This is a genomic window from Peribacillus sp. TE19612 (assembly GCF_056279465.1).
Map to the genome: position 1 here is coordinate 465,569 of NZ_JBWCCL010000002.1, position 22,981 is coordinate 488,549.

The 22,981-nt window shown below is 42.6% G+C and carries 20 protein-coding genes; 17 read left to right on the top strand and 3 right to left on the bottom strand.

Annotated elements, in window-relative coordinates:
* The first annotated feature begins 249 nt into the window (after positions 1 to 249).
* The 9 genes from ACZ9AO_RS05595 to ACZ9AO_RS05635 all read left to right on the top strand — a co-directional run bounded on the left by ACZ9AO_RS05595 (position 250) and on the right by ACZ9AO_RS05635 (position 10,961).
* Complete coding sequence (locus ACZ9AO_RS05595; protein ID WP_476108622.1) at positions 250 to 2,151, top strand: methylmalonyl-CoA mutase family protein; 1,902 nt, start codon at positions 250 to 252, stop codon at positions 2,149 to 2,151.
* A 1-nt stretch (position 2,152) separates the two neighbouring features.
* Positions 2,153 to 4,345, top strand: a complete 2,193-nt coding sequence (gene scpA / locus ACZ9AO_RS05600) for a methylmalonyl-CoA mutase (protein ID WP_053535666.1) — start codon at positions 2,153 to 2,155, stop codon at positions 4,343 to 4,345.
* Positions 4,345 to 5,478: a methylmalonyl Co-A mutase-associated GTPase MeaB gene (gene meaB, locus ACZ9AO_RS05605; RefSeq protein ID WP_476108623.1), complete on the top strand. Its 1,134-nt coding sequence runs from the start codon at positions 4,345 to 4,347 to the stop codon at positions 5,476 to 5,478. Before scpA ends, meaB begins: the two co-directional genes overlap by 1 nt.
* Before the next feature lie 203 nt (positions 5,479 to 5,681).
* Positions 5,682 to 6,119, top strand: coding sequence for a BrxA/BrxB family bacilliredoxin (locus tag ACZ9AO_RS05610; protein WP_034308239.1), 438 nt, complete (start codon positions 5,682 to 5,684; stop codon positions 6,117 to 6,119).
* A gap of 821 nt (positions 6,120 to 6,940) precedes the next feature.
* The gene (locus ACZ9AO_RS05615; RefSeq protein WP_197281878.1) at positions 6,941 to 7,744 is read left to right on the top strand and encodes a transporter substrate-binding domain-containing protein; all 804 of its coding nucleotides are present in this window, start codon (positions 6,941 to 6,943) and stop codon (positions 7,742 to 7,744) included.
* A 116-nt stretch (positions 7,745 to 7,860) separates the two neighbouring features.
* On the top strand, positions 7,861 to 8,520 hold the full coding sequence (locus tag ACZ9AO_RS05620; RefSeq protein ID WP_034311315.1) for an amino acid ABC transporter permease: 660 nt from the start codon (positions 7,861 to 7,863) through the stop codon (positions 8,518 to 8,520).
* On the top strand, positions 8,513 to 9,235 hold the full coding sequence (locus ACZ9AO_RS05625) for an amino acid ABC transporter ATP-binding protein (RefSeq protein WP_048678537.1): 723 nt from the start codon (positions 8,513 to 8,515) through the stop codon (positions 9,233 to 9,235). The genes ACZ9AO_RS05620 and ACZ9AO_RS05625 overlap by 8 nt, the downstream gene beginning before the upstream one ends.
* A 190-nt stretch (positions 9,236 to 9,425) precedes the next feature.
* Positions 9,426 to 10,415, top strand: a complete 990-nt coding sequence (locus ACZ9AO_RS05630) for an aromatic acid exporter family protein (protein WP_048678535.1) — start codon at positions 9,426 to 9,428, stop codon at positions 10,413 to 10,415.
* A 30-nt stretch (positions 10,416 to 10,445) separates the two neighbouring features.
* Positions 10,446 to 10,961 (top strand): L,D-transpeptidase, encoded by a 516-nt coding sequence (locus ACZ9AO_RS05635; protein ID WP_476108624.1) that lies wholly within the window; start codon positions 10,446 to 10,448, stop codon positions 10,959 to 10,961.
* Positions 10,962 to 11,003: 42 nt separating this feature from the next.
* On the opposite strand, the gene prli42 is transcribed toward ACZ9AO_RS05635, so the two are convergent.
* The gene (gene prli42, locus ACZ9AO_RS05640) at positions 11,004 to 11,099 is read right to left on the bottom strand and encodes a stressosome-associated protein Prli42 (protein WP_152908319.1); all 96 of its coding nucleotides are present in this window, start codon (positions 11,097 to 11,099) and stop codon (positions 11,004 to 11,006) included.
* A 167-nt stretch (positions 11,100 to 11,266) separates the two neighbouring features.
* Between prli42 and mce the strand changes: the two genes are divergently transcribed.
* From mce to gndA, 5 genes are all read left to right on the top strand, one after another.
* The gene (gene mce / locus ACZ9AO_RS05645; protein ID WP_072273208.1) at positions 11,267 to 11,692 is read left to right on the top strand and encodes a methylmalonyl-CoA epimerase; all 426 of its coding nucleotides are present in this window, start codon (positions 11,267 to 11,269) and stop codon (positions 11,690 to 11,692) included.
* Positions 11,689 to 13,239 carry an acyl-CoA carboxylase subunit beta gene (locus tag ACZ9AO_RS05650; RefSeq protein WP_476108625.1) on the top strand — a complete coding sequence of 517 codons (1,551 nt, stop codon included), beginning with the start codon at positions 11,689 to 11,691 and terminating at the stop codon, positions 13,237 to 13,239. Before mce ends, ACZ9AO_RS05650 begins: the two co-directional genes overlap by 4 nt.
* 190 nt (positions 13,240 to 13,429) lie before the next feature.
* Positions 13,430 to 14,551 carry a tripeptidase T gene (locus tag ACZ9AO_RS05655; RefSeq protein ID WP_048678525.1) on the top strand — a complete coding sequence of 374 codons (1,122 nt, stop codon included), beginning with the start codon at positions 13,430 to 13,432 and terminating at the stop codon, positions 14,549 to 14,551.
* Between the two features lie 174 nt (positions 14,552 to 14,725).
* A complete protein-coding gene (locus ACZ9AO_RS05660) occupies positions 14,726 to 16,000 on the top strand; it encodes a DNA polymerase IV (RefSeq protein ID WP_476108626.1) in 1,275 nt (424 codons plus the stop codon).
* Between the two features lie 41 nt (positions 16,001 to 16,041).
* Complete coding sequence (gndA, locus tag ACZ9AO_RS05665) at positions 16,042 to 17,454, top strand: NADP-dependent phosphogluconate dehydrogenase (RefSeq protein ID WP_106026865.1); 1,413 nt, start codon at positions 16,042 to 16,044, stop codon at positions 17,452 to 17,454.
* 93 nt (positions 17,455 to 17,547) lie between these two features.
* On the opposite strand, the gene ACZ9AO_RS05670 is transcribed toward gndA, so the two are convergent.
* Together ACZ9AO_RS05670 and zwf are read right to left on the bottom strand one after the other, a co-directional pair.
* On the bottom strand, positions 17,548 to 17,721 hold the full coding sequence (locus ACZ9AO_RS05670) for a hypothetical protein (RefSeq protein ID WP_034308217.1): 174 nt from the start codon (positions 17,719 to 17,721) through the stop codon (positions 17,548 to 17,550).
* 500 nt (positions 17,722 to 18,221) lie between these two features.
* The gene (zwf, locus tag ACZ9AO_RS05675; RefSeq protein ID WP_034308214.1) at positions 18,222 to 19,718 is read right to left on the bottom strand and encodes a glucose-6-phosphate dehydrogenase; all 1,497 of its coding nucleotides are present in this window, start codon (positions 19,716 to 19,718) and stop codon (positions 18,222 to 18,224) included.
* A gap of 229 nt (positions 19,719 to 19,947) precedes the next feature.
* Between zwf and rnz the strand changes: the two genes are divergently transcribed.
* The 3 genes from rnz to ACZ9AO_RS05690 all read left to right on the top strand — a co-directional run bounded on the left by rnz (position 19,948) and on the right by ACZ9AO_RS05690 (position 22,973).
* Positions 19,948 to 20,889, top strand: a complete 942-nt coding sequence (gene rnz / locus ACZ9AO_RS05680; protein ID WP_476108627.1) for a ribonuclease Z — start codon at positions 19,948 to 19,950, stop codon at positions 20,887 to 20,889.
* A gap of 63 nt (positions 20,890 to 20,952) precedes the next feature.
* Positions 20,953 to 21,771, top strand: a complete 819-nt coding sequence (locus ACZ9AO_RS05685; RefSeq protein ID WP_476108628.1) for a squalene/phytoene synthase family protein — start codon at positions 20,953 to 20,955, stop codon at positions 21,769 to 21,771.
* Between the two features lie 206 nt (positions 21,772 to 21,977).
* Complete coding sequence (locus tag ACZ9AO_RS05690; RefSeq protein WP_053535655.1) at positions 21,978 to 22,973, top strand: ABC transporter substrate-binding protein; 996 nt, start codon at positions 21,978 to 21,980, stop codon at positions 22,971 to 22,973.
* The last annotated feature ends 8 nt before the right edge of the window (positions 22,974 to 22,981 follow it).

The window sequence follows — 22,981 nt, forward strand, 5'->3', positions numbered from 1 at the left end:
GACAAAAATTTTATTTTTGCTATTATTTTATTAAGAGCTGTTCTAATACAGGTCAGGGGCTGTACTTGATTTGAAGAGGCAAAATAGGCTAGTGGTTTCCCTAATAACAGGTTTGCTAATTTCTATTGTCTTAAATTTCAAGAAAATTATGGTAGAATGTTAGTATAATCCAGATCAAATTGACGGGAGGGTGGTTTTCTTATCCAAAACTGACTGAGCGTTCGTTCTCCCAATGAAGGAAAAGGGCGTATGAGGATAAGAAAGCGATTACAGATGGAACTGAAAAATGTAAAAAACATAACCTTTCCTAAGCCTTCTTATGAAGAGTGGAAAGAAGCTGCGGAAGCAAGTTTAAAAGGGAAAAGTGTAGAAAAGCTTAAAACGAATACATATGAGGGCATCGCTTTATATCCACTCTATACAGAAAAGGCGGAATCAACGGAAAAAGTAGCTGAATTGCCAGGATTTTTCCCTTTCACCCGAGGAACGTCCCCAACGGGATATCATGACAAACCTTGGCTTGTCGTTCAACCTGTAAGCGGTATCACGGCTGAAGAAGCAAATGAAAAGATGAGGGCTGCATTCAAGCGCGGTCAAAATGTCGTGGCATACCCTGCACGATTGCTTTCCGAGGGAGCAAGGGCTGAAACATTGTTTAAGGAAATACCATTAAAAGAAATGCCGGTTTTCATTGACCTTAAGGGGAAACAAAAAGAATTATTCCCTCAATTCAAAGCTGTTGCCGAAGCACAAAATACCCAATTGACAGGCGTCATTGCTGAAGATCCAATTGCAGAATGGCTCATTTGCGGTCAGCTGCCAGAAGATACGGATAACTATTTTGCAGAATGGCTGAAGACGATCCAGGATTATCAGAAGGTAGGCAGTGATTTAAAAACAGTTTTGATTAATACGGCAGTCTACCATAATGGAGGAGCCAACGCCGTACAAGAAATAGCTTACGGATTATCGGCAGCCGTCCAATATCTATTGGAAGGGCAAAAGCAAGGGCTTTCTATTGCTGCGGTTTCTGAAAAAATAGTATTCTCGTTTGCAGTGGATTCAAATTACTTCATGTCCATCGCTAAACTGAGGGCTGCCAGAAGGCTTTGGGCAGGTCTTGCAGAAGCTTTCGATACAGCATCGGACCATTTTAAAATGACGATACATGCCGTAACTTCCGAGTTGACAGAAACGCTATATGATCAGCACGTCAATATTCTTCGGACCACGAACCAAGCTTTTGCAGCAGCTATCGGAGGCATTCAATATCTTCAAATCCATCCATTTACACACGCAACAGGTGAAACCGATGAGTTTTCAGAAAGAATTGCCCGTAATACTCACTTGATTTTAAAAGAAGAAACAAATATTACAACAGTCGTCGATCCTGCTGGCGGTTCATGGTATGTTGAGCAACTAACGGATGAATTGGCTGAAAAGGTTTGGGCAAAATTCCTTGAAATCGATGCAGCTGGGGGGATTCTGGAGCTAATTAAACAAAGTACCCTTCAGAAAGAAATAGCTGAAGTTTTCAAAGGAAGAGTTCAAAATGCGGCTTTCAGAAAAGAAAGTATCATCGGAACGAATGTATATCCAAATCCCGCTGATAAGATTAAAACCACGACAAAGGATAAACATGTGTCATATATGAAAGTTGCGAAGCCGATTGGCATTACCCCACTTGAATTGGAGCGGGTATCCAGTCAGTTCGAACAGATAAGACTACGCAGTGAAAAGTTTAAAGGAATAAGCGGAACGGCTCCAACTATCGGTTTAATTAATTTGAAAAATCTCAAATCCTATAAACCTCGTGCAGATTTCGTTCAAAGTCTTGCGGCAGCAGGTGGTATCGAAACAATCGTCAGTAAGGGATGTCAAACCGTTGAGGAAGCAATCGATTATGTAGCTGCGACCAAGCTCCCAATCTATTGTCTTTGCGGAAGTGATGGTGACTATTCGGAATTAGCGCCAGTCATCATTAAAGAAATTAAAAAGCAATTCCCTGAAATCACTATTTATAGTGCCGGCAAGCAGCAAGAAGAATTGGAGATTACACTAAGAGAAGCCGGGGTCAAAGATTTTATCCATGTTAAAACGAATGCAATATCCATTTTACTTGAATTATTGCAAAAGCTAGGGGTGAACTGAAATGAAAAAACCGAATTTTTCTGCTATAAATCCTGCTAAGTCCGAAATGAAAGGTACAGTGGAAGCATGGAAAAAGGAAGTCGAAAAAGCCGTTGGGAAAAACATTGAGGATCTTCTGTTTGAAACCAATGAACAAATAAAAATCAAACCGCTTTATGTTGAGGAAGATATTCGCGGCCTGGAACATATGGAAAGTGTGCCAGGCATCGCTCCTTTTACAAGGGGGCCCTATCCTTCGATGTATGTCAATCGTCCTTGGACGGTACGGCAGTATGCAGGTTTTTCGACTGCTGAGGAATCCAATGCGTTTTACAGACGTAATCTGGCGATGGGGCAAAAAGGGCTCTCAGTTGCTTTTGATTTAGCTACACACCGCGGTTATGACTCCGATCATCCACGCGTTGTCGGTGATGTGGGGAAGGCGGGAGTTGCCATTGATTCCATTCTTGACATGAAGATCCTGTTCGACGGCATTCCGCTTGATCAGATGTCCGTGTCAATGACAATGAACGGTGCAGTATTACCGATCCTTGCGTTTTATATCGTGACAGCTGAAGAACAAGGCGTAACACAGGATAAGCTTTCAGGCACGATTCAAAATGACATCTTAAAGGAATACATGGTTAGGAATACGTATATCTACCCGCCTGAAATGTCCATGAAAATCATAGCTGATATCTTTGAGTATACTTCCAAATATATGCCCAAGTTCAATTCCATTTCCATCTCCGGTTATCATCTGCAAGAAGCGGGGGCGCCGGCTGATATCGAACTTGCCTATACGTTGGCGGATGGGCTTGAGTATGCACGTACCGGAATGAAAGCAGGCATTGATATCGATAAATTTGCACCACGTCTGTCATTCTTCTGGGCTGTAGGAATGAACTATTTCATGGAAGTTGCGAAAATGCGGGCGGCTCGTTTCATTTGGTCAAAACTGATGAAACAATTCGAACCGAAAAATAATAAAGCGATGGCATTGAGGACTCATTCCCAAACCTCCGGCTGGAGCCTTTCCGAGCAGGATCCGTTTAACAATGTCGCAAGGACCCTTATTGAAGCGCATGCTGCTGCACTTGGACATACACAGTCGCTCCATACTAATGCATTGGATGAGGCCATTGCCCTGCCAACGGATTTCTCGGCGCGTATTGCACGTAATACACAGCTCTATCTGCAGGAGGAAACCGGGATCACAAAAGTAATCGATCCATGGGCGGGTTCTTACTATGTAGAATCGCTCACTAATGAATTGATCGAACGGGCTTGGGCGCACATAGAAGAAATCGAAGGTCTGGGAGGAATGGCGAAGGCAATTGAAACCGGCCTTCCAAAAATGAGGATCGAGGAAGCCGCTGCAAAGCGTCAGGCTAAAATCGATTCTCAAGATGAAACGATCGTAGGCGTCAATAAGTATCGGTTGAAAAAAGAAGATCCGATTGAAATACTGGAGATTGACAATACAGCAGTTCGGGAAAGTCAGCTTAAGCGTTTGAGCGAATTAAAAGCGAAACGTGATCAGGCAAAGGTGGATGAAGCTCTTCAAGCGCTTTCAATGGCTGCCAGAACTGGAGAGGGTAACCTTCTTGAACTGGCTGTGCAAGCAGCAAGAGTACGGGCTTCATTAGGTGAAATATCCGATGCGATCGAAGAGGTGGCTGGACGTCACAAAGCAACGATCCGTTCTATCAGCGGCGTATACAGCTCGGCATACTCAAAAGAAGCGGAAATTGAGGAAGTCGTCCGCATGACGGAAGAATTCCTTGAAAATGAAGGAAGAAGACCGCGTTTGTTAATGGCTAAAATGGGCCAGGACGGTCATGATCGCGGAGCTAAAGTAGTCGGAACGGGGTTTGCGGATTTAGGCTATGATGTCGATATCGGTCCATTATTCCAAACACCGAAAGAAACCGCCATCCAGGCAGTGGAAAATGATGTGCATGTAGTCGGAATGAGTTCCCTTGCTGCCGGCCATAAAACATTGTTGCCGCAGCTTATGACGGAACTGAAGAACTTGGGACGAGAGGACATCATAGTGATAGTAGGCGGCGTCATCCCTGCACAGGATTATGATTATCTTATGGAAAATGGCGCTACAGCCATTTTTGGACCTGGGACGGTCATTCCGCAGGCAGCAAAGAAAGTGCTTCAGGAAATATACAATCGCCTCGGATATGAGGAAGTGGCCCAATAATGAGTGAAGACAAGAAGCCGGAATGGGTCGATCTTAACAATCAGGAAGGTTTTGCTTCTTCATTAAAGCCAGGTGTGGAATTAGCGGCCAGCCAAAACAAACCTTCAAAAAGCAAATTCGTCAAAAAACATAATGTAAACATACCGGTCCATGAACTTAAAGAGGGAATCATAAAAGGGGACAGGGCCAAGCTAGCCAAAGGGATTACATTGGTTGAAAGCAATGCATCCCACCATTTGGATCATGCACAGGAATTATTGCAGGCCGTCCTTCCTTATACAGGGAACTCAATGCGCATCGGGATTTCCGGAGTGCCCGGTGCCGGGAAAAGTACCTTCATCGAGACGTTCGGAACCTACTTATGTGACAGGGGCCATAAGGTTGCCGTTCTAGCCGTCGATCCAAGCTCTTCGGTCAATGGCGGAAGTATACTGGGCGATAAGACAAGGATGGAGGAACTGGCTAGAAACCCCCATGCCTTCATAAGACCCTCACCATCCGAAGGAACTTTGGGCGGGGTTCACCGCAAAACGAGGGAAACGATGTTGCTTTGTGAAGCGGCAGGATTTGATGTGATACTGATAGAAACTGTCGGGGTCGGTCAGAGTGAAGCTATAGTTCGAAGTATGGTCGACTTCTTCATGCTTCTTGTCCTAACGGGTGCCGGAGATGAATTGCAAGGGATGAAAAAAGGGATTCTGGAACTTGTGGACGGAATTGTTGTCAATAAGGCCGACGGCGAGAACCTCCCCCTGGCGATTAGGACGAAATCCGAATATAGCAGAATCCTGCACTTCCTTCAGCCAGCCACAAAGGGTTGGGCAGGAAAGGCATATACTTGTTCCGCCATAACCGGTAAAGGAATTCCTGAACTTTGGGATGTATTGAATGAATTTTCCCATATGACCAAGGAATTGGGTGTTTTTCAAGAACGGAGAAGAATGCAATCTAGGGAATGGCTTTATTCATTGATCGATCACCAGCTTAAAACGATGTTTTATAAAAATGAAACCGTCAAGAGTCTTCTCCCTATACTCGAGAATCAAGTGATGTCAGGGAATAAAACGGTCACTGCTGCCGTTAAGCAGGCCTTTCAATCTTTTGCCGAAACATTTAAGTCTAATGAAAAATAAATGGGATGGGGCAGGCATGGATCATCTCCCACGCCTGCCCCATCCTTTTGTAAGTCTTGTTGTTACACACATGATTGCCGCTCCCCTTTCGTTTTAAACATGTTCGGAACGGATTATGCGGTTTTAACAGGTAAATTTATTGAATCACGAAGAGGCAATTGTTATGATAGGATTGAAGAGAAAACTTGGAAGGAGCAAATGCCATGAATATGGATTTTAATTTTTTAATGAACGACGTAGTCAAACAGGCTCGTGATGAGATTAAGACTGCTGGATATACAGAACTGACCACTCCCGAAGAAGTAGAGGAAGTATTTGCACAAAAAGGAACGACACTTGTTATGGTAAACTCCGTTTGTGGCTGCGCTGGGGGAATAGCTAGACCTGCAGCTGCTCATGCAATCCATAATGATAAACGCCCAGATCAGCTTGTAACCGTTTTTGCTGGGCAAGATAAAGAGGCGACGGAAAAAGCCCGTGATTATTTCGAAGGATATCCGCCGTCATCCCCATCATTTGCATTGCTGAAGGATGGAAAAATCATCACCATGATAGAACGCCATGAAATTGAAGGGCACCACCCGATGTCTGTAGTAGAAAAATTACAAGACTACTTCGATCAATATTGCGAAGAAGTTTAATCCGTATCGATAACCAAAAAACCCGCCCAATCGGCGGGTTTTAGTTTGTCGACAAAAAGAGGATTGGAATGGTCTCATCCTGAACATGCTTAAAACAAGACTAGAACTTCATAGGTGGTTTTTGCTTTAAACCATAATTGGATTGCAGCGATTACGAAACCCCTCCAGGATAATTGGCTTTTAAGCCCTTGCTTTAATGAGGCATGGCAGACAGTCGGCGGAAAGGGAGCAGATTTCTGGAATCAACAGAAATGTAATTTTTAGAGAACCTGTAGGCTGGACACTCCCGAACCAAATTTAAGAACAGATGATCCTTGATTGTGTTTTACATTGATCCTTAATGGATGAAGAAATTTGCGACACTCCTGCCGAGTAACTGGCTAGCCGAGACCCCACAGGCGGCTTGCGCCGAGGAGGCATGGCAGACAGTCGGCGGAAAGGGAGCAGATTTCTGGAATCAACAGAAATACTTTTTTAAGAAAAAAACTATATGAAAACTGGCTTTTGTTCGAATTTTGTCTACAGTCTATACCCACCCAATCGGTGGTTTTTTTTATTCATGAAATTGCATAAGTCAGGAACTTTTGGGAAAGAAGATAGATATGGAAGCGGATATATTACCTTTGGTGAGAAAGCACGAAGCCCAAATGTTAAATTATGATAATATTCTGAAAAATGAATCTATTATTTACGTTATTGAATAATTATTAGAGTGTGTTAAAATACACATTAGTGTATGAATATTAGTTATTCGAAATTTAACTAACCTATTTTAATAACAAGAGAATTGAAAATATCATTTTGGAGGAATAATAATGAAGTTGAAAAAGCAGTTAGCATTGTTGCTTACTTCTATTTTATTAGTAGGTATTTTAGCGGCATGCGGAACATCAGAGAAAGAAGATAAGAACACAGCTGACAATGAAGACAAAAAGGTCCTGGTAATGGGAACATCTGCGGATTATCCGCCATTTGAATTTGTTGAAACATCTAAAAGTGATGAAATCCAAGGATTTGACATTGATATCGCTAAAGCAATCGGAAAAAAATTAGGTTATGAGGTCGAAGTGAAGGACATTGACTTTAATAGTCTTGTGCCTGCCCTGGAAAATAAATCGGTCGATTTCGTTATCTCCGGAATGACTCCAACTGAAAAACGTGAGCAATCAGTCGATTTCAGTGATATTTACTATACAGCTAAAAACATGATCATTACGACAAAGGACAGTAAAATCAAAACTGTTGAAGATTTAAAAGGGAAGACGGTTGGCGTACAGCTTGCATCCATTCAGGAGACATTGGCAAATGACTTGAATAAATCCCAAGATATCGGGATGAAAGTTGAAAAAAGGAATCGTATTCCTGAGGTTGTTCAAGAAATGTCAACAGGACGTTTTGACGCCGTGATCATGGAAGATACTGTGGCAAAAGGCTACTTGAAAGATAATAAAGAATTGGTGGGGCATTTGATCGAGTCCGGTGAACAAGATGCCGGTTCGGCAATCGCTTTCCAAAAAGGAAGCAAGTTAACTGAAGAATTCAATGCCGAGTTGAAAAAAATGTTAGAGAATGGTGAAATGGAAAAATTAATATTAAAATGGTTCGGTGGCAGTGAAACTGAATAATGCAGAGAGATGAAAAGCGTTCAGAATGCCTTCTGAACGTTTTTCCGCGCTTTATTGTTAATAAAATGAAGCAGGAGAAAGGCCCGATAACGGCCTCATAAGAGAGGATGAATGGAGTGAATCTGGAATTTGAAAGGATTATGCCTTCCCTTCCATATATCCTGGAGGGAATACCGACTACATTAAAGGTTGTAGCGGTAGCGGCAGTAATCGGATTTGTTTTGGGAATATTATTATCTATACTTAAAATCAGCAGAATCAAGCCATTGAATTGGATTGCTGACTTTTATACATCCATTTTTCGCGGTACCCCTTTGGTGCTGCAATTAATGCTGATTTATTTTGGTTCACCACAAATATTAGGGATTCAAATCGAAGCGTTCCAAGCAGCATTTTTAGCATTCGGTCTAAATTCAGCTGCATATATCTCTGAAATTATCAGGGGAGGCATTTTAGCGGTCGATAAAGGCCAACGAGAGGCTGCACTTGCACTTGGGGTTCCCTATTCAGGGATGATGCTTAATATTATCCTTCCGCAGGCCATCAAGAACATCCTGCCATCCCTTGTTAACGAATTGATTTCCTTAACGAAGGAATCAGCCGTTGTCACAATTATTGGATTAGGGGATATCATGCGCCGTGCTTATATTGTCGGCGGTGAGACATATAAATTCTTCGAGCCGATTTTATTTGCCGGTCTCATTTATTATGTGATGGTCATGATTCTTACCATCTTAGGCAAAGTGATTGAAAGGAGAATGAGACGCAGTGATTAAAATTGATGGACTAAAAAAAAATTATGGTAAGCTCGAAGTTTTAAAAGGAATCAGCACCGAGATAGGACAGGGTGAAGTGGTAGCGATCATCGGTCCATCCGGTTCGGGAAAATCAACATTCTTACGCTGCATCAATATGCTTGAAACTCCAACTGATGGTCAAATCAGGTTTAAAGATCAAATCATCACTGAAAAAAAGACCAATATCATGAAAGTGCGTGAAAATGTCGGAATGGTATTTCAACATTTTCATTTATTTCCACATAAAACCGTACTGGAGAATCTGATATATGCACCTATGAAGGTGAAAAAATTATCAAAGGCCGAGGCTGTAAAACAAGCTCGTGAGCTATTGACTAAAGTCGGTTTGGCCGATAAAGAATCGACTTATCCGAATCGTCTGTCAGGCGGACAAAAACAAAGGGTCGCGATTGCACGGGCATTGGCAATGAACCCGGAAGTAATGCTTTTCGATGAGCCGACTTCAGCGCTTGATCCCGAGATGGTAAAAGAAGTGCTCGAGGTTATGAAGTCACTGGCACATACGGGGATGACCATGCTGATCGTAACGCATGAAATGGGATTCGCCAAAGAAGTGGCCGATCGAGTACTATTCCTGGACGGGGGTCTGCTCGTTGAGGAAAGTGCTCCGGAAGATTTCTTTTCCAATCCGAAAAGCCAGCGTGCAAAAGACTTCTTGGAAAAAGTTTTATAAGCTAAAGCAAATAGTATATAATTGTGAAAAAAGGTAACGTTTAGTTACCTTTTTTATTTTTTTCCTATAATGTATTTTTGCGTGCATGTATTTAGAAAAATTGGAAATTTAACTCGCAAAGGACTGTAAAAATATCTGATTTCCTGATAGTATTATAATAGATAGAGAAAGAGCCAGGTGATACATAACAATGTTTAAAATCGGATACAGGACGATTAAAACTGCTTTGGGGGCCACCCTGGCAATTATTATTGCACAAATGCTTAATCTCGAATATTTTTCTGCCGCAGGAATCATTGCGATCTTATGCATCCAAGTTACAAAAAAGAAGTCGGTGTATGCCTCCTGGCACCGGTTTTTAGCTTGTTTGATTGCAATGGCCTATGCATCCCTATTATTTCAGTTCATCGCATTTCATCCGCTGATAATAGGTTTGATTCTCTTGATTTTCATTCCAACGACAGTGGCCTTGAAGATTAATGAGGGGATCGTGACGAGCAGCGTCATCATCATGCACCTATACGGGTCCGGTAACATCACTTTTTCCCTGCTGATCAATGAAACGATATTAATTGCAGTTGGAGTTGGAGTGGCACTTGTCATGAATCTGTACATGCCCAGTGTCGATGACAAACTGCTGGCCTATCAGGAAAATATCGAAACGAACTTCAGTGCGATCTTGATGGGAATTGTCCGCTATTTGAGGGATAATGATCACACATGGGATGGTAAGGAAATTACCGAAACAGCCAATCTTCTTAATCAAGCCAAGAGCCTTGCCTTCAGGGACGTGGAAAATCATTTCTTAAGGGAAGAAGACCTGTATTACCATTATTTCAAAATGCGTGAAAAGCAATTTGAAATAATTGAACGAATTCTTCCCCTGGTCACGAATATTCCGTTGGTCGTCAAGCAAAGCGGGATAGTGGCTGATTTTATAGAAGATTTGGCAGAAAACGTCCACCCACAAAATACGGCCATCCTTTATCTGAAGAAGCTTGAAGAAATGGAGATTCATTTTAGGGGAATGGCACTGCCGCAGACACGTGAAGAGTTCGAATCCAGGGCTGCATTACTGCAGCTCATGAAGGAAATGGAGCGCTATTTATTGTTGAAGCATTCCTTCAAGGGATTACCCAAGCTGACCGGCAACCGAATGAAAAAGAGGCACTTGGCTTAAACTAAGTAAAAAAGTAAAGGAATGATACAAATGAAATGGATCCTTTCTTTGTTGCTTATGCTATCTTTGTGGCCGTTACAGGTACAGGCCCAGCCTCAATCGGTTAAGCCTGTCGATCCGTTTATCATCATCAATAAAGCCAACAATAAATTGGCGTTCATTGATGATAACGAGGTCAAGGAGATTCTGCCGGTCGGTACGGGAAAGAGTCAGGAACTGACACCTGAAGGGATCTTCACGGTCAAAGTAAAAGCGGTCAATCCATATTACCGGAAAAAGAATATTCCTGGCGGTGATCCCAGGAACCCTTTGGGGTCGCGGTGGATTGGCTTCGATGCGCGAAATACCGATGGGAGGATATACGGCATACATGGTACGAATCAGCCATCATCGATTGGTGAATATATTTCAAATGGCTGTGTACGGATGCATAAATCCGATGTGGAGCGTTTGTACGAAAAAGTCCCCATCGGCACTAAGGTGTTGATCACCCTATCGAACGAGGATTTCAAAACGCTGGCTAAGAAAAACGGAGCGATAAAATAAAGAGAGGGAAGCTTTTTGCTCCCCTCCCCATTACGGTGTCTATTACATAAGAAATGCGATACCTGATAATAAGCTCGTTAATAACATTGAGATAAGCATTAAATACACGACGATCTTTCTGATTTTCTTGTTTCCCATATGCTCTCTCCCTCAATACAGTTTGATTGATTTTATTTTAACTTGAACATTTAGTAGAAACAAGTAAAAGTATAATGTTCATATTATTCCGAATCTTAAAAGGCTTTAATGCAAGATTAGTAGTATTTTAATGGAGTCATCCAATAATACATAGCATGGGGGTTTTTATGATGATTAAAAATATCGATCATATCGGTATTGCCGTCAAGTCACTAGACGAAGCCTTGCCGCTTTACACGGAAACGTTGAAATTGAAACTTGAAGGAATCGAGACAGTGGAGAGCCAAGGAGTGAAAGTGGCCTTCATCCTGGCAGGCAATACCCGTTTGGAATTGTTGGAAGCGTTGTCACCTGCAAGCCCAATCGCCAAATTCATCGAAAAACGCGGTGAAGGGATTCATCATGTGGCACTTGGCGTCGAAGACATCGAAGATAGAATAAAAGAAATCAAAGAAGCTGGATTGCGCATGATTGATGATTCTTCAAGAAAGGGAGCGCACAATGCGGATGTTGCTTTCGTTCATCCGAAGTCTACCGCGGGAGTATTATATGAGCTTTGTGAACAAGCATTATCAAAGGAGGAGCAGAAATGACAGACATTTATGATACGATCAATGACCTATATGACAGACGCCGCAAAGTGGAAATGGGCGGCGGTGAAGAAAGAATCGATAAGCAGCATGATAAGGGCAAACTTACGGCAAGGGAAAGAATTGAACTTCTAGTTGATCCAGGTACTTTCATCGAGCTTAATCCTTTTATCAAACACCGTAATACCAATTTCGGAATGGAAAAGGAAGAAGGGCCGGGAGAAGGGGTTGTCACCGGTTACGGAAAGGTCAACGGCCGCGACATTTATCTGTTTTCACAGGATTTTACTGTTTTTGGCGGTGCACTCGGTGAAATGCATGCTCTGAAAATTGCCAATGTTATGGATTTGGCAGCGGAAAATGGAGCCCCTTTCATAGGTTTGAACGATTCCGGCGGGGCGCGTATTCAAGAAGGCGTAGTTTCGCTTGACGGATATGGCCAAATATTTTACCGGAATTCCATATATTCAGGGGTCATTCCACAGATTTCGGTTATTATGGGACCTTGTGCAGGCGGAGCCGTATATTCCCCAGCCATTACCGACTTTGTCTTCATGGTTGAAAAAACGAGCCAAATGTTCATAACAGGCCCTAAAGTCATTGAAACGGTTACAGGTGAAAAGATTTCATCCGAAGGATTGGGCGGAGCGACTGTACATAATACCATAAGCGGTAATGCCCATTTCAAAGGAGCATCTGAGGAGCAAGTTTTGGCTGACGTTAGACGGCTCCTGAGCTATCTTCCACAAAATAATGAAGAGAAGCCGCCGGTTTTGGAAGCGGATGAGGGAGATGACTACCGGCCGGACTTAACGGATGTAGTCCCTTATGAAGGCATCCGCCCATATGATGTTCGGAAAGTATTGGAGCAGGTTGTCGATGAGGGTTCCTTTATGGAAGTGCAAGAGGGCTTTGCGAAAAACATAGTGGTCGGCTTGGCGCGGATCAAAGGGAAATCTGTGGGGCTTGTCTGTAACCAGCCAAAGGTGTTGGCGGGGGGACTTGATATAGATTCATCAGATAAAGCTGCCCGTTTTATTCGTTTTTGTGACTCGTTTAACATTCCGCTTATTACGTTTGAAGACGTTTCAGGTTTTTTCCCCGGCGTTAAACAAGAACATGGCGGGATCATTCGCCACGGTGCAAAGCTGCTATATGCTTATTCGGAAGCAACAGTACCTAAATTGACGATCATTCTGCGAAAAGCATACGGAGGAGCTTATGTGGCTCTTAATAGTAAATCCATCGGTGCGGATCTTACATTTGCATGGCCGAATGCTGAAATCGCTGTAATGGGTTCTGCTGGAGCGGCAAATATCATTTTTGCCCGTGAAATTCAAAATAGCCAGGATCCGGAAGCGACACGAGCAGCTAAAATTGAAGAATACCGTGAGAAGTTCGCCAATCCATATGTTGCCGCAAGTCTTGGAATGGTGGATGATGTTATCGATCCCCGTGAAACCAGGATTAAGATCATTCAATCTCTTGATATGCTACGCAACAAAAAAGAAACTCGACCATGGAAAAAACACGGAAATATCCCATTGTGATCAAACGTTGCAAGGAGCCCAAACTTATCTGTTTTGGGCTCTTTTCCATACGGGGCCAAGATATCATTTTGAAATAAGTCATCATTCACTTTTTAAAACGGTCTTTAGGATCAGCATGCCACATTATTTGCCGGGGCGCCGCTTTTAGAAGTATAATTGAAGAGGAAAACTTTTTTGGAGGTTTTATTTTATGATTAATGAAGAACGTTTAGTTAATGAATTTATGGAATTGGTGCAGATCGATTCCGAAACGAAAAATGAAGCAGCCATCGCCAAAGTGCTGAAAGAAAAATTCGGGGCACTAGGTGTAGAAGTTTTTGAAGATGATACAACAGCAGTCACCGGTCATGGTGCAGGGAATTTAGTATGTACTTTAAAAGGAACGAAAGAAGGCGTAGATACCATTTATTTCACCTCCCATATGGATACGGTTGTACCGGGGAATGGAATCAAGCCTTCCATCAAAGATGGATACATAGTGTCAGACGGAACGACCATTTTAGGGGCGGATGACAAAGCTGGATTAGCGGTCATGTTAGAAACGCTTAAAGTGTTGAAAGAACAGAATATCGAACACGGTACCATCGAATTCATCATTACAGTCGGTGAAGAATCTGGCTTGGTAGGGGCAAAGGCATTGGATCGCTCCCTTGTAACGGCTAAATTCGGTTTTGCACTTGATAGTGATGGAAAAGTGGGCAATGTGGTTGTTGCTGCACCTACTCAGGCGAAAGTGTCCGCAACCATTTTAGGCAAGACTGCTCACGCTGGTGTCGCTCCAGAGAAAGGCGTTTCGGCCATTACGATCGCTGCCAAAGCAATCTCTAGAATGCCATTAGGAAGAATCGACGAGGAAACGACAGCCAATATCGGACGTTTCCAGGGGGGACAGCAAACCAATATTGTTTGTGACCATGTTGAAATCCTTGCAGAAGCAAGATCCTTGATCCCTGAAAAAATGGAAATACAGGTAGCGAAAATGAAAGAGGCTTTCGAGACTGCAGCCATTGAAATGGGCGGACGTGCTGAAGTTGAAGTTACCGTCATGTATCCTGGTTTTAAATATGGTGCTGGTGACCATGTTGTCGAAATTGCAAGAAAGGCAGCAGAGAAAATCGGCCGTCCATGCGAGCTGGTTAAAAGCGGCGGTGGAAGCGATGCAAATGTCATTGCAGGCTTTGGCATCCCTACTGTCAATCTCGCAGTGGGCTATGAAGATATCCATACTACGAATGAAAGAATTCCAGTTGAGGAATTAACGAAGCTAGCTGAAATGGTCATCACTATCATCAAAGAAGTTTCAGGGGAATAATCACCCATAATAGGTCAAGATGTTCAAAGTATTGAAAGAATATATGTACAGTCATCAATGACATGATGGCTGTTTTTCTTGGAGTGGAAGCATCTTTCACCGTGGTTACCAAAGATAAATAGGGGTACTTTAATAGAAATGTTTTTTATTTTTACAAGGATGTGACGGTCAAGCATGAAGGACATGTATCCCAAAAATGGCAGGGTCATTCTCCATGTAGACATGAATAGTTTCTATGCTTCAGTGGAAATGTCATATGATGTTTCATTGAAAGGCAAACCGCTTGCCATTGCAGGGAATGTTGAAGAGAGAAGGGGCATAATCGTCACCTGCAGCTATGAGGCGAGGAAGTTCGGGGTTAAAACGACCATGCCGATTTGGCAGGCAAAAAAATTATGTCCTCAATTAGTCATTCAGAAACCGAATTTCGAGCGCTATCGAAAGGCATCACTGGCTATTTTCGATGTTTTGAGGCAATATACAGAGATGGTTGAACCGGTTTCGATTGATGAGGGGTATCTGGATATCAGTGAATGCGCCGAATTGGGTTCGCCTTTAGATATAGCCAATAGCATTCAGGAAAGAATTTTTAATACGATGGATCTCCCTTGCAGTATCGGGATTGCCCCTAATAAATTTTTGGCCAAAACGGCTTCTGATATGAAGAAACCTATGGGTATCACCGTGTTAAGGAAACGGGACATTCCGGAAAAGCTCTGGCCTTTACAAGTGGGCGAAATGCATGGCATCGGGGATAAGACATCGGAAAAGCTTCAAACTATCGGGATAATGACGATCAGGGACCTTGCACACGCCAATGATAGTCAACTTAAACAGCTTCTTGGGATCAATGGCATCCGTTTGAAGGATAGGGCTAATGGAATTGACCCAAGGGTAGTGGATCCCGAAGCGATTTTTGAGCATAAGAGCATCGGGAACTCGACAACTCTTCCGCATGACTGCGCCAATCAAAAAGAATTGATCGGTGTATTGGAAAGGCTTTCCAAGAAAGTTTCCGTCCGCTTGAGAAGTAAACGCCTCCTTGGTCAAAAAATAGGTGTGACGATCCGTTACAAAGACCGCCGGACAATTACGAGAAGCAGAACGGTTCCTAATCCAGTTTTTGAAAAAAAGGATATTTTGGATGAAGCTATCGATCTCTTCATGAAAAATTGGAATGGGGAAGGAATCAGGCTTCTTGGTGTCACAGCCTATGATGTCATCGAAAAAGAGTCGGCCTTCAAGCAACTGGATATTTTCTCCTTTCAAGAGGATGCAGAAAAAGAACCTCTGTATGATGCGATGGAACACTTGCAAAATAAGTACGGAGAAAATATTATTAAAAAGGGATTACCCTTGAAAAACCGTTCAATAGGAACAGACACTAGCTTCAGTAAAGATTTCTTTGAGCAATCCAGGAGGAATGATCCTTCTTTTGACAAAGAATAGCGTACAAGCTGTGTAAAGATAGAGAGAAGGGATGATGAATCATGACAAAACAGCAGATTGGCGTTATCGGACTAGCCGTAATGGGCAAGAACCTTGCATTTAATATTGAAAGCAGGGGATATTCAATTTCCGTATATAATCGCTCAGGATCAAAAACGGACGAGATGATGAAGGAAGCGGAAGGCAAAAACGTAACAGCCGCTTATACGCTTGAAGAATTCGTCAATTCTTTGGAAACACCACGCAAAATTTTATTGATGGTTAAAGCCGGTGCGGCAACTGATGCAACAATCGAGCAATTAAAACCGTTGCTTGAAAAAGGTGATATCGTTATTGATGGAGGGAATACCTTCTTCAAGGACACTCAGCGCCGCAATGAGGAGTTAAGCAAGCTTGGCATCCATTTCATCGGTACAGGCGTGTCAGGGGGGGAAGAAGGAGCTCTAACAGGTCCTTCCATCATGCCTGGAGGTCAAAAGGAAGCATATGAACTTGTTGCACCGATTTTGAAGGATATTTCAGCTAAGGTCGATGGTGATGCTTGCTGCACGTATATCGGACCGGATGGGGCAGGTCATTATGTTAAAATGGTACATAATGGTATTGAATACGGGGACATGCAATTGATTTCCGAATCTTATTTCCTTCTGAAAAATCTCCTTGGACTATCTGCTGAAGAATTCCATGAAGTCTTTACTGAATGGAATGAAGGGGAACTTGATAGCTATTTAATTGAAATTACTGCTGATATTTTCAAAAAATATGATGAAGAAACCGGCAAGCCGATGGTCGATGTCATTTTGGATAAAGCTGGCCAAAAAGGTACAGGTAAATGGACAAGTCAAAGTGCGCTTGATCTTGGTGTTCCGCTTCCAATCATTACGGAATCCGTGTTTGCCCGGTTTATTTCAGCAATCAAGGACGAGCGTGTCGAAGCGAGTAAAATCCTTCGTGGTCCAAAAACCGATTCATTTACAGGCGACAAAAAAGCTTTGATTGAAAGTATCCGAAAAGCACTTTATATGAGCAAAATCTGTTCATATGCACAAGGATTTGCACAAATGAAAGCAGCATCAGAAGAAAATGGCTGGAACTTGCAATATGGGGAAATCGCGATGATTTTCCGTGGCGGCTGTATCATTCGTGCACAATTCCTCCAAAAAATCAAGGAAGCGTACGATCGTGAAGCGAACTTGAACAATCTTCTTCTAGATCCTTACTTCCAAGGGATCGTCGAAAGCTACCAAGGAGCTTTACGTGAGGTAGTATCAACGGCTGTGATGAACGGAATCCCGGTTCCTTGCTTGTCATCGGCACTTGCCTATTTCGACAGCTATCGTACAGAAACACTGCCAGCTAACCTGATTCAAGCTCAGCGTGACTATTTTGGAGCTCATACTTACCAACGCATTGATAAAGAAGGAACGTTCCATACCGAATGGATGGAAAAATAAAAAGTTCAAGCCGGCTTAGAAGGGGATTCCCTTTAAGCCGGCTTTTTTGTTTCATCATGTAAAAAGGGGGCGCTTGGCGCCCCCCTTTTATTACTATCTCCGATGCTCTACAAGGTCAATGACCCCTAATACAACATGTGCCAAACCGAAACCAAAAACCGTATTAGCTACCATTTTGTTTGAACCCCGGGTCTGCTTCATTGCATAACCCGCAGCTGTCACGGCTGTGCCCAACGCTGTTGGAATTAATCCTTCACGAATGTCCATCGTTTAATCCCTCCACATCGAAGTTAGCGGTACTGTCACTAAGCACCTTTTTTAGTGTATCCTCAGCAAAGGCTTACCATTCTTTTTAGAAAAGGGTAAAAATGGTAAAGATGAACTAGTTGTAAATAGTTCCAATTAATTTACCTTTTTTAGGGAAAATGTAGTATGATGTATGACATTCATCCTTGCTTTTATTAGGTTTAAACACCTGTGGAAAAAGGAATATAAACATTGAAAGAGATGGGCGGACCGTAGAATACAGTAGGCAGAAAGAGAGAGAAGGAGCGGAGGACTTTATGTTCATTATCTGGTGGGCTGTAGCCATTTTTTTATTTTTCATTGCCTTAGAATCCGGTGTTTCATTTTGGCTTAATTCAGAAAAAGAGGAAGAAATGTCTAAGTCCAAGGAAATGTTTCATATTATCCGGAATAAATTGCTGAGGAAGAGTGTTTCATGAAGAAGAAGGGATGCAGATTCAAATCTGCATCCCTTTTTCATTTCAATCATTATTTTCGTTTTTCTTGACTTGCCACCAAATATGTCCATCTTCCGCCAGGAGTTCATCGGATGCAAGTGGACCTGTTGATCCCGCTTCATAGTTAGGGAAAGACTCGTCTTTAGTATTTTCCCATGCATTGGAAATGGTATCGACGAACTTCCATGAGAGGGCAACCTCGTCCCAGTGCGTAAAGTTTGTAGCATCCCCGCGCATGCTGTCAAACAATAGCTTTTCATATGCCTCGGGAGAATTGATGTGTTCGATCCCTTTGTTCGAGACGGTCAGCTTCATTGGCTTTGTATTGGATGTCGTCCCGGATTTCTTGACATTTAAGTACAATGTGATACCTTCGTCAGGCTGGATATTGATGACGAGAAGATTCGGATTCAGCGTTTCTTCCGTTTTATAATACAGATTCATTGGGATATCTTTGAATTGAACAACGATATTCGTTGATTTGACATCCATTCTCTTACCGGTACGGATATAAAAAGGAACACCGGCCCAACGGAAGTTATCAATCATCAATTTACCCGCAACATAGGTCTCTGTGTTGGATTCGGGATTTACATTATGTTCATTTCGGTAGGCCGGAAGCATTTGACCGTCTATCGTTCCTTCACCATACTGGCCACGAACGAAGTATTGGTTGACTTCGTCGACCTTCATTGGTCGAAGTGAACGCAATGCCCGTACTTTTTCGCTTCGAATTTCTTCTGTCGTCAAAGCGATCGGGGGTTCCATTGCAAGCAAGGCCACCATTTGCAGTAGGTGGTTTTGGACCATATCCCTTAGGGCACCGCTGGTTTCATAATAACGCCCGCGTTCTTCAACGCCGAGTGTTTCGCTTGAAGTAACCTGGATGTTGGATATATATCTGTTATTCCATAGCGGCTCGAATAGGGCATTGGAAAAACGGATGACCTCGATATTTTGTACCATTTCTTTACCTAAATAATGATCGATGCGGTAGATTTCATCTTCAGCGAATGCAGTCCGAATCTGCTCATTCAATTGTTGTGCTGTTTCAAAACTGTGTCCAAATGGCTTCTCGATGACCAGGCGCTTATATCCATCCGTGTCACTCAGGCCTTGAGCTTTAATCTGTTCGGCAATCGTTCCGAAAAACTCAGGTGCCATCGCCAAATAGAAGATCCTGTTTCCTTCTAATTGATATTGTCCGTCTAATTGTTCGGCAATGTCTTTTAATTGCAAATATGACTCCGAACTTGAGACGTCATGGGAGTGATAATGGAAATGGGAAATGAATTCGTCGACCTTTTCTTCCGCATGTCCGAACGTAAGAATTGAGTCCTTGACACTTGTTTGGAACTCCTCGTTCGTCAATGGCCTTCTTGCCACTCCGACGACCGCGAACTTATTGATTTTCTCTTTTTGAAATAGTCGATATATGGAAGGAAACAATTTCCTTTTCGCTAAATCTCCGGTAGCACCAAAAATCATGATCAATGCTGTGGGTTTATTGTTTTCTGTCATGTTAAAACCTCAACTTTCCGTTAAATCTGTCTATAAAGTTGGAATTCCCGAATGTGTACCAATTTCTAATTTTACGTTTAGCTTTCCCTCAAAGCAATCAATTTGCGCATTTTTTCTCAGATTTCATTAAAAGTTTAATTTGGTTTCTGTTTTAATGGGTCATAAATGAAAGAGCACCTTGGTTATGCTATAGTTAAGGCATAAAGTATTTGCAACGGAGGTAGTATGAGTGGATTTCGTTTTATTGGGTACAGGCGCTGGCGTTCCGGCCAAAGCGCGTAATGTGACATCAATCGCCCTTCAATTATTGGAAGAACGAGGGACTATTTGGTTATTCGATTGTGGGGAAGCAACACAGCATCAAATATTAAAAACGGCAGTCAAACCGCGAAAGGTTGAAAAGATCTTCATCACCCATTTACATGGTGACCACATCTTCGGACTGCCTGGTTTTTTAAGCAGCAGATCTTTTCAGGGCGGAGTGGATAAATTGACCGTATATGGTCCACAAGGCATAGATTCATTCATTAAGACGAGCTTACAGGTGAGTGGAACTCATTTAAAATATCCCTTGGAAATCATCGAAATAGAAGAAGGCACAGTGTTTGAGGACGAACAATTCACAGTGACGGCCAAGTCGCTTGATCATGGCATTTACAGCATCGGTTATCGGATTGTGGAAAAAGATCGTCCGGGTAGCTTACTGGTCGACCGGCTGCGTTCCGAAGGTGTGAAGCCGGGGCCTCTTTTTAAAGCATTGAAAAATGGACAAACGGTCTGTCTCGATGATGGCCGTGTCATAAATGGGAAGGACTATATCAGTGCTCCGCATAAAGGCCGGATCATCACGATTCTTGGTGATACAAGAATGTGCAGCAATGCGCTCATTCTTGCTGAATCGGCGGATTACCTTGTTCATGAAGCTACATTTTCAGCGGAAGAATCTGAAATGGCATCAGCCTATTATCATTCGACCACCGTTCAGGCTGCAGAAACGGCTTTGAAAGCGGGAGCTAAGCATCTAATCCTTACCCATATCAGCTCACGGTATACTCCAGAGGATGCTGAGAGGCTAAAAGAGGAAAGCAAAGCGATCTTTGCAAATACGATCATGGGTGAAGATCTGATGGCAATTAAAGTTCCTTTGTATTCAGAGGAATCGGGCAGCTGAAATCAAAGCCAATGTTTGATATAATTAATCAATTGTTCATTGGATATTTAAAGGAGTGTAAATATGACTGACAAAAGTGACCTACATACTAAAGCAATGGATTTTCTCCTAAAAACAAGCCGGACTTTTTTCATTCCAATCAGTTATCTTCCAAAGGGATTACAAGAGGCTATTGGAGCTGCATACCTTTGCATGCGCGCCATTGATGAGATCGAGGACCACCCAGGTCTTCCGGCAGATAGTAAGGTTTCCCTGTTACAGGCCCTTAGTGAGCTGCCGGATGCGGATTTCAAGGAAGAAGATCTTCAAAAGTTATTTGAACCATATAAGGATGACCTGCCTGAGGTGACCCTGTTTCTTTCGGACTGGGTTGAATTTTGTCCCCCTGGTGCAAAAGACAAAGTCTTGGAGTCGACAAAGGAAATGGCCGAAGGCATGGCAAAATGGGTTATTAAGGACTGGCAAATCCATAATGAAGAGGAACTCGATGATTACACTTATTATGTTGCAGGTTTAGTAGGGGTCATGCTGTCTGATATGTGGAACTGGTACGATGGAACCGAAACGGACCGTGAACTTGCCATCGCATTTGGCCGTGGACTCCAAACGGTCAATATCCTGCGTAACCGCGAGGAAGATGCAGAACGTGGTGTGAACTTTTATCCCGATGGCTGGGGTTTCGACGAGATGCTTGCCCATACGGAGCGTAATCTTGCATTAGCCGATGCGTACATTGGAGAGATTAAAACGAAGGAAATCATCCAATTCTGTAAAATACCCTTGGAATTGGCAAAAGCCACATTGAAAGCCCTAAAAGAAGGCAAAGAAAAAATTGATCGGGCTACAGTTACCGAAATTGTCAGCCAGGTTGTCGAACATTGATTTTTCCAAAAGCTGCTGTGAAAGTTACCATACCTTTCACAGCAGCTTTTTTCATGTTTTACATGCAGAACTCAAAAAATTCTAAAAAGTTAAAAAATATATTGGAATAATTGGGACTAAACGATTATAATTTAGGAAATAAAAGCGAAAAAGCTGGCGTCGATAGAAAAACATTATTTTAAATAAGGAAAAAGCGGGGGGAAAATATGAAAAAGAAATTATATTCAACTGCAGCCATGACATTGGTCGCAGGTTTATTATTGGCTGGGTGTGGAAATGAAAAGGAAAAAGATGCGGCAAAGGATGAAAGCGGAAAGGATACCTTCAACATTGGGGTAACACAAATCGTTCAGCATGATTCCCTGGATCAAGCATATGAAGGCTTCCAGGCGGCATTGAAGGATAGTGACATCAATGCGAAATATGATCTTCAAATTGCTCAGGGTGACCAAAACAACAGCCAAACGATTGCCAATAACTTCGTTGGGGATAAAGTGGATCTGATATTTGCGAATTCGACTCCTAGTGCTCTAAGTGCTTTAAATGCGACCAAGGATATTCCGATCGTCTTTACATCGGTTACCGATCCTGTAGCGGGGGAGCTTGTCACTTCCTTGGAAAAACCAGGCGGAAATGTGACGGGTACGACGGATTCCCATCCTGAAGCCATTGCCAAGTCAATGAAATTCCTAGCGGAAGAGCTTGGCGCCAAAACGATTGGAACGGTTTATAACACAGGGGAGCAAAATTCAGTCGTCCAAATAAAAAATGTGAAGGCGGAAGCGAAAAAAGCTGGATTGAAAGTCGTGGAAGCATCCGTCTCGACTTCAGCGGATGTTAAACAGGCAACGGAATCATTAATCGGAAAAGCGGATGCTTTCTATATCATTACTGATAATACAGTTGTCTCGGCACTGGAATCGGTCATTTCCGTGGCAAATGATCAAGATATCCCCTTGTTTGTCGGCGAGCTTGATTCCGTGAATGCTGGCGGTTTTGCAGCATATGGCTTCAGTTACTATGATATTGGTTATGAAGCGGGGCAAAAAGCGGTTGAAATCCTCAAGGATGGTAAAAAACCTGGAGATATCCCGGTTCAATATCCACAAAAACTGAAATTGGTCATCAATGAAAAAGCAGCAAAAGATATGGGTGTTGAAATAAAAGAAGAATGGAAAGCAGATGCTGAGTTTGTAAAATAAACTCTGCT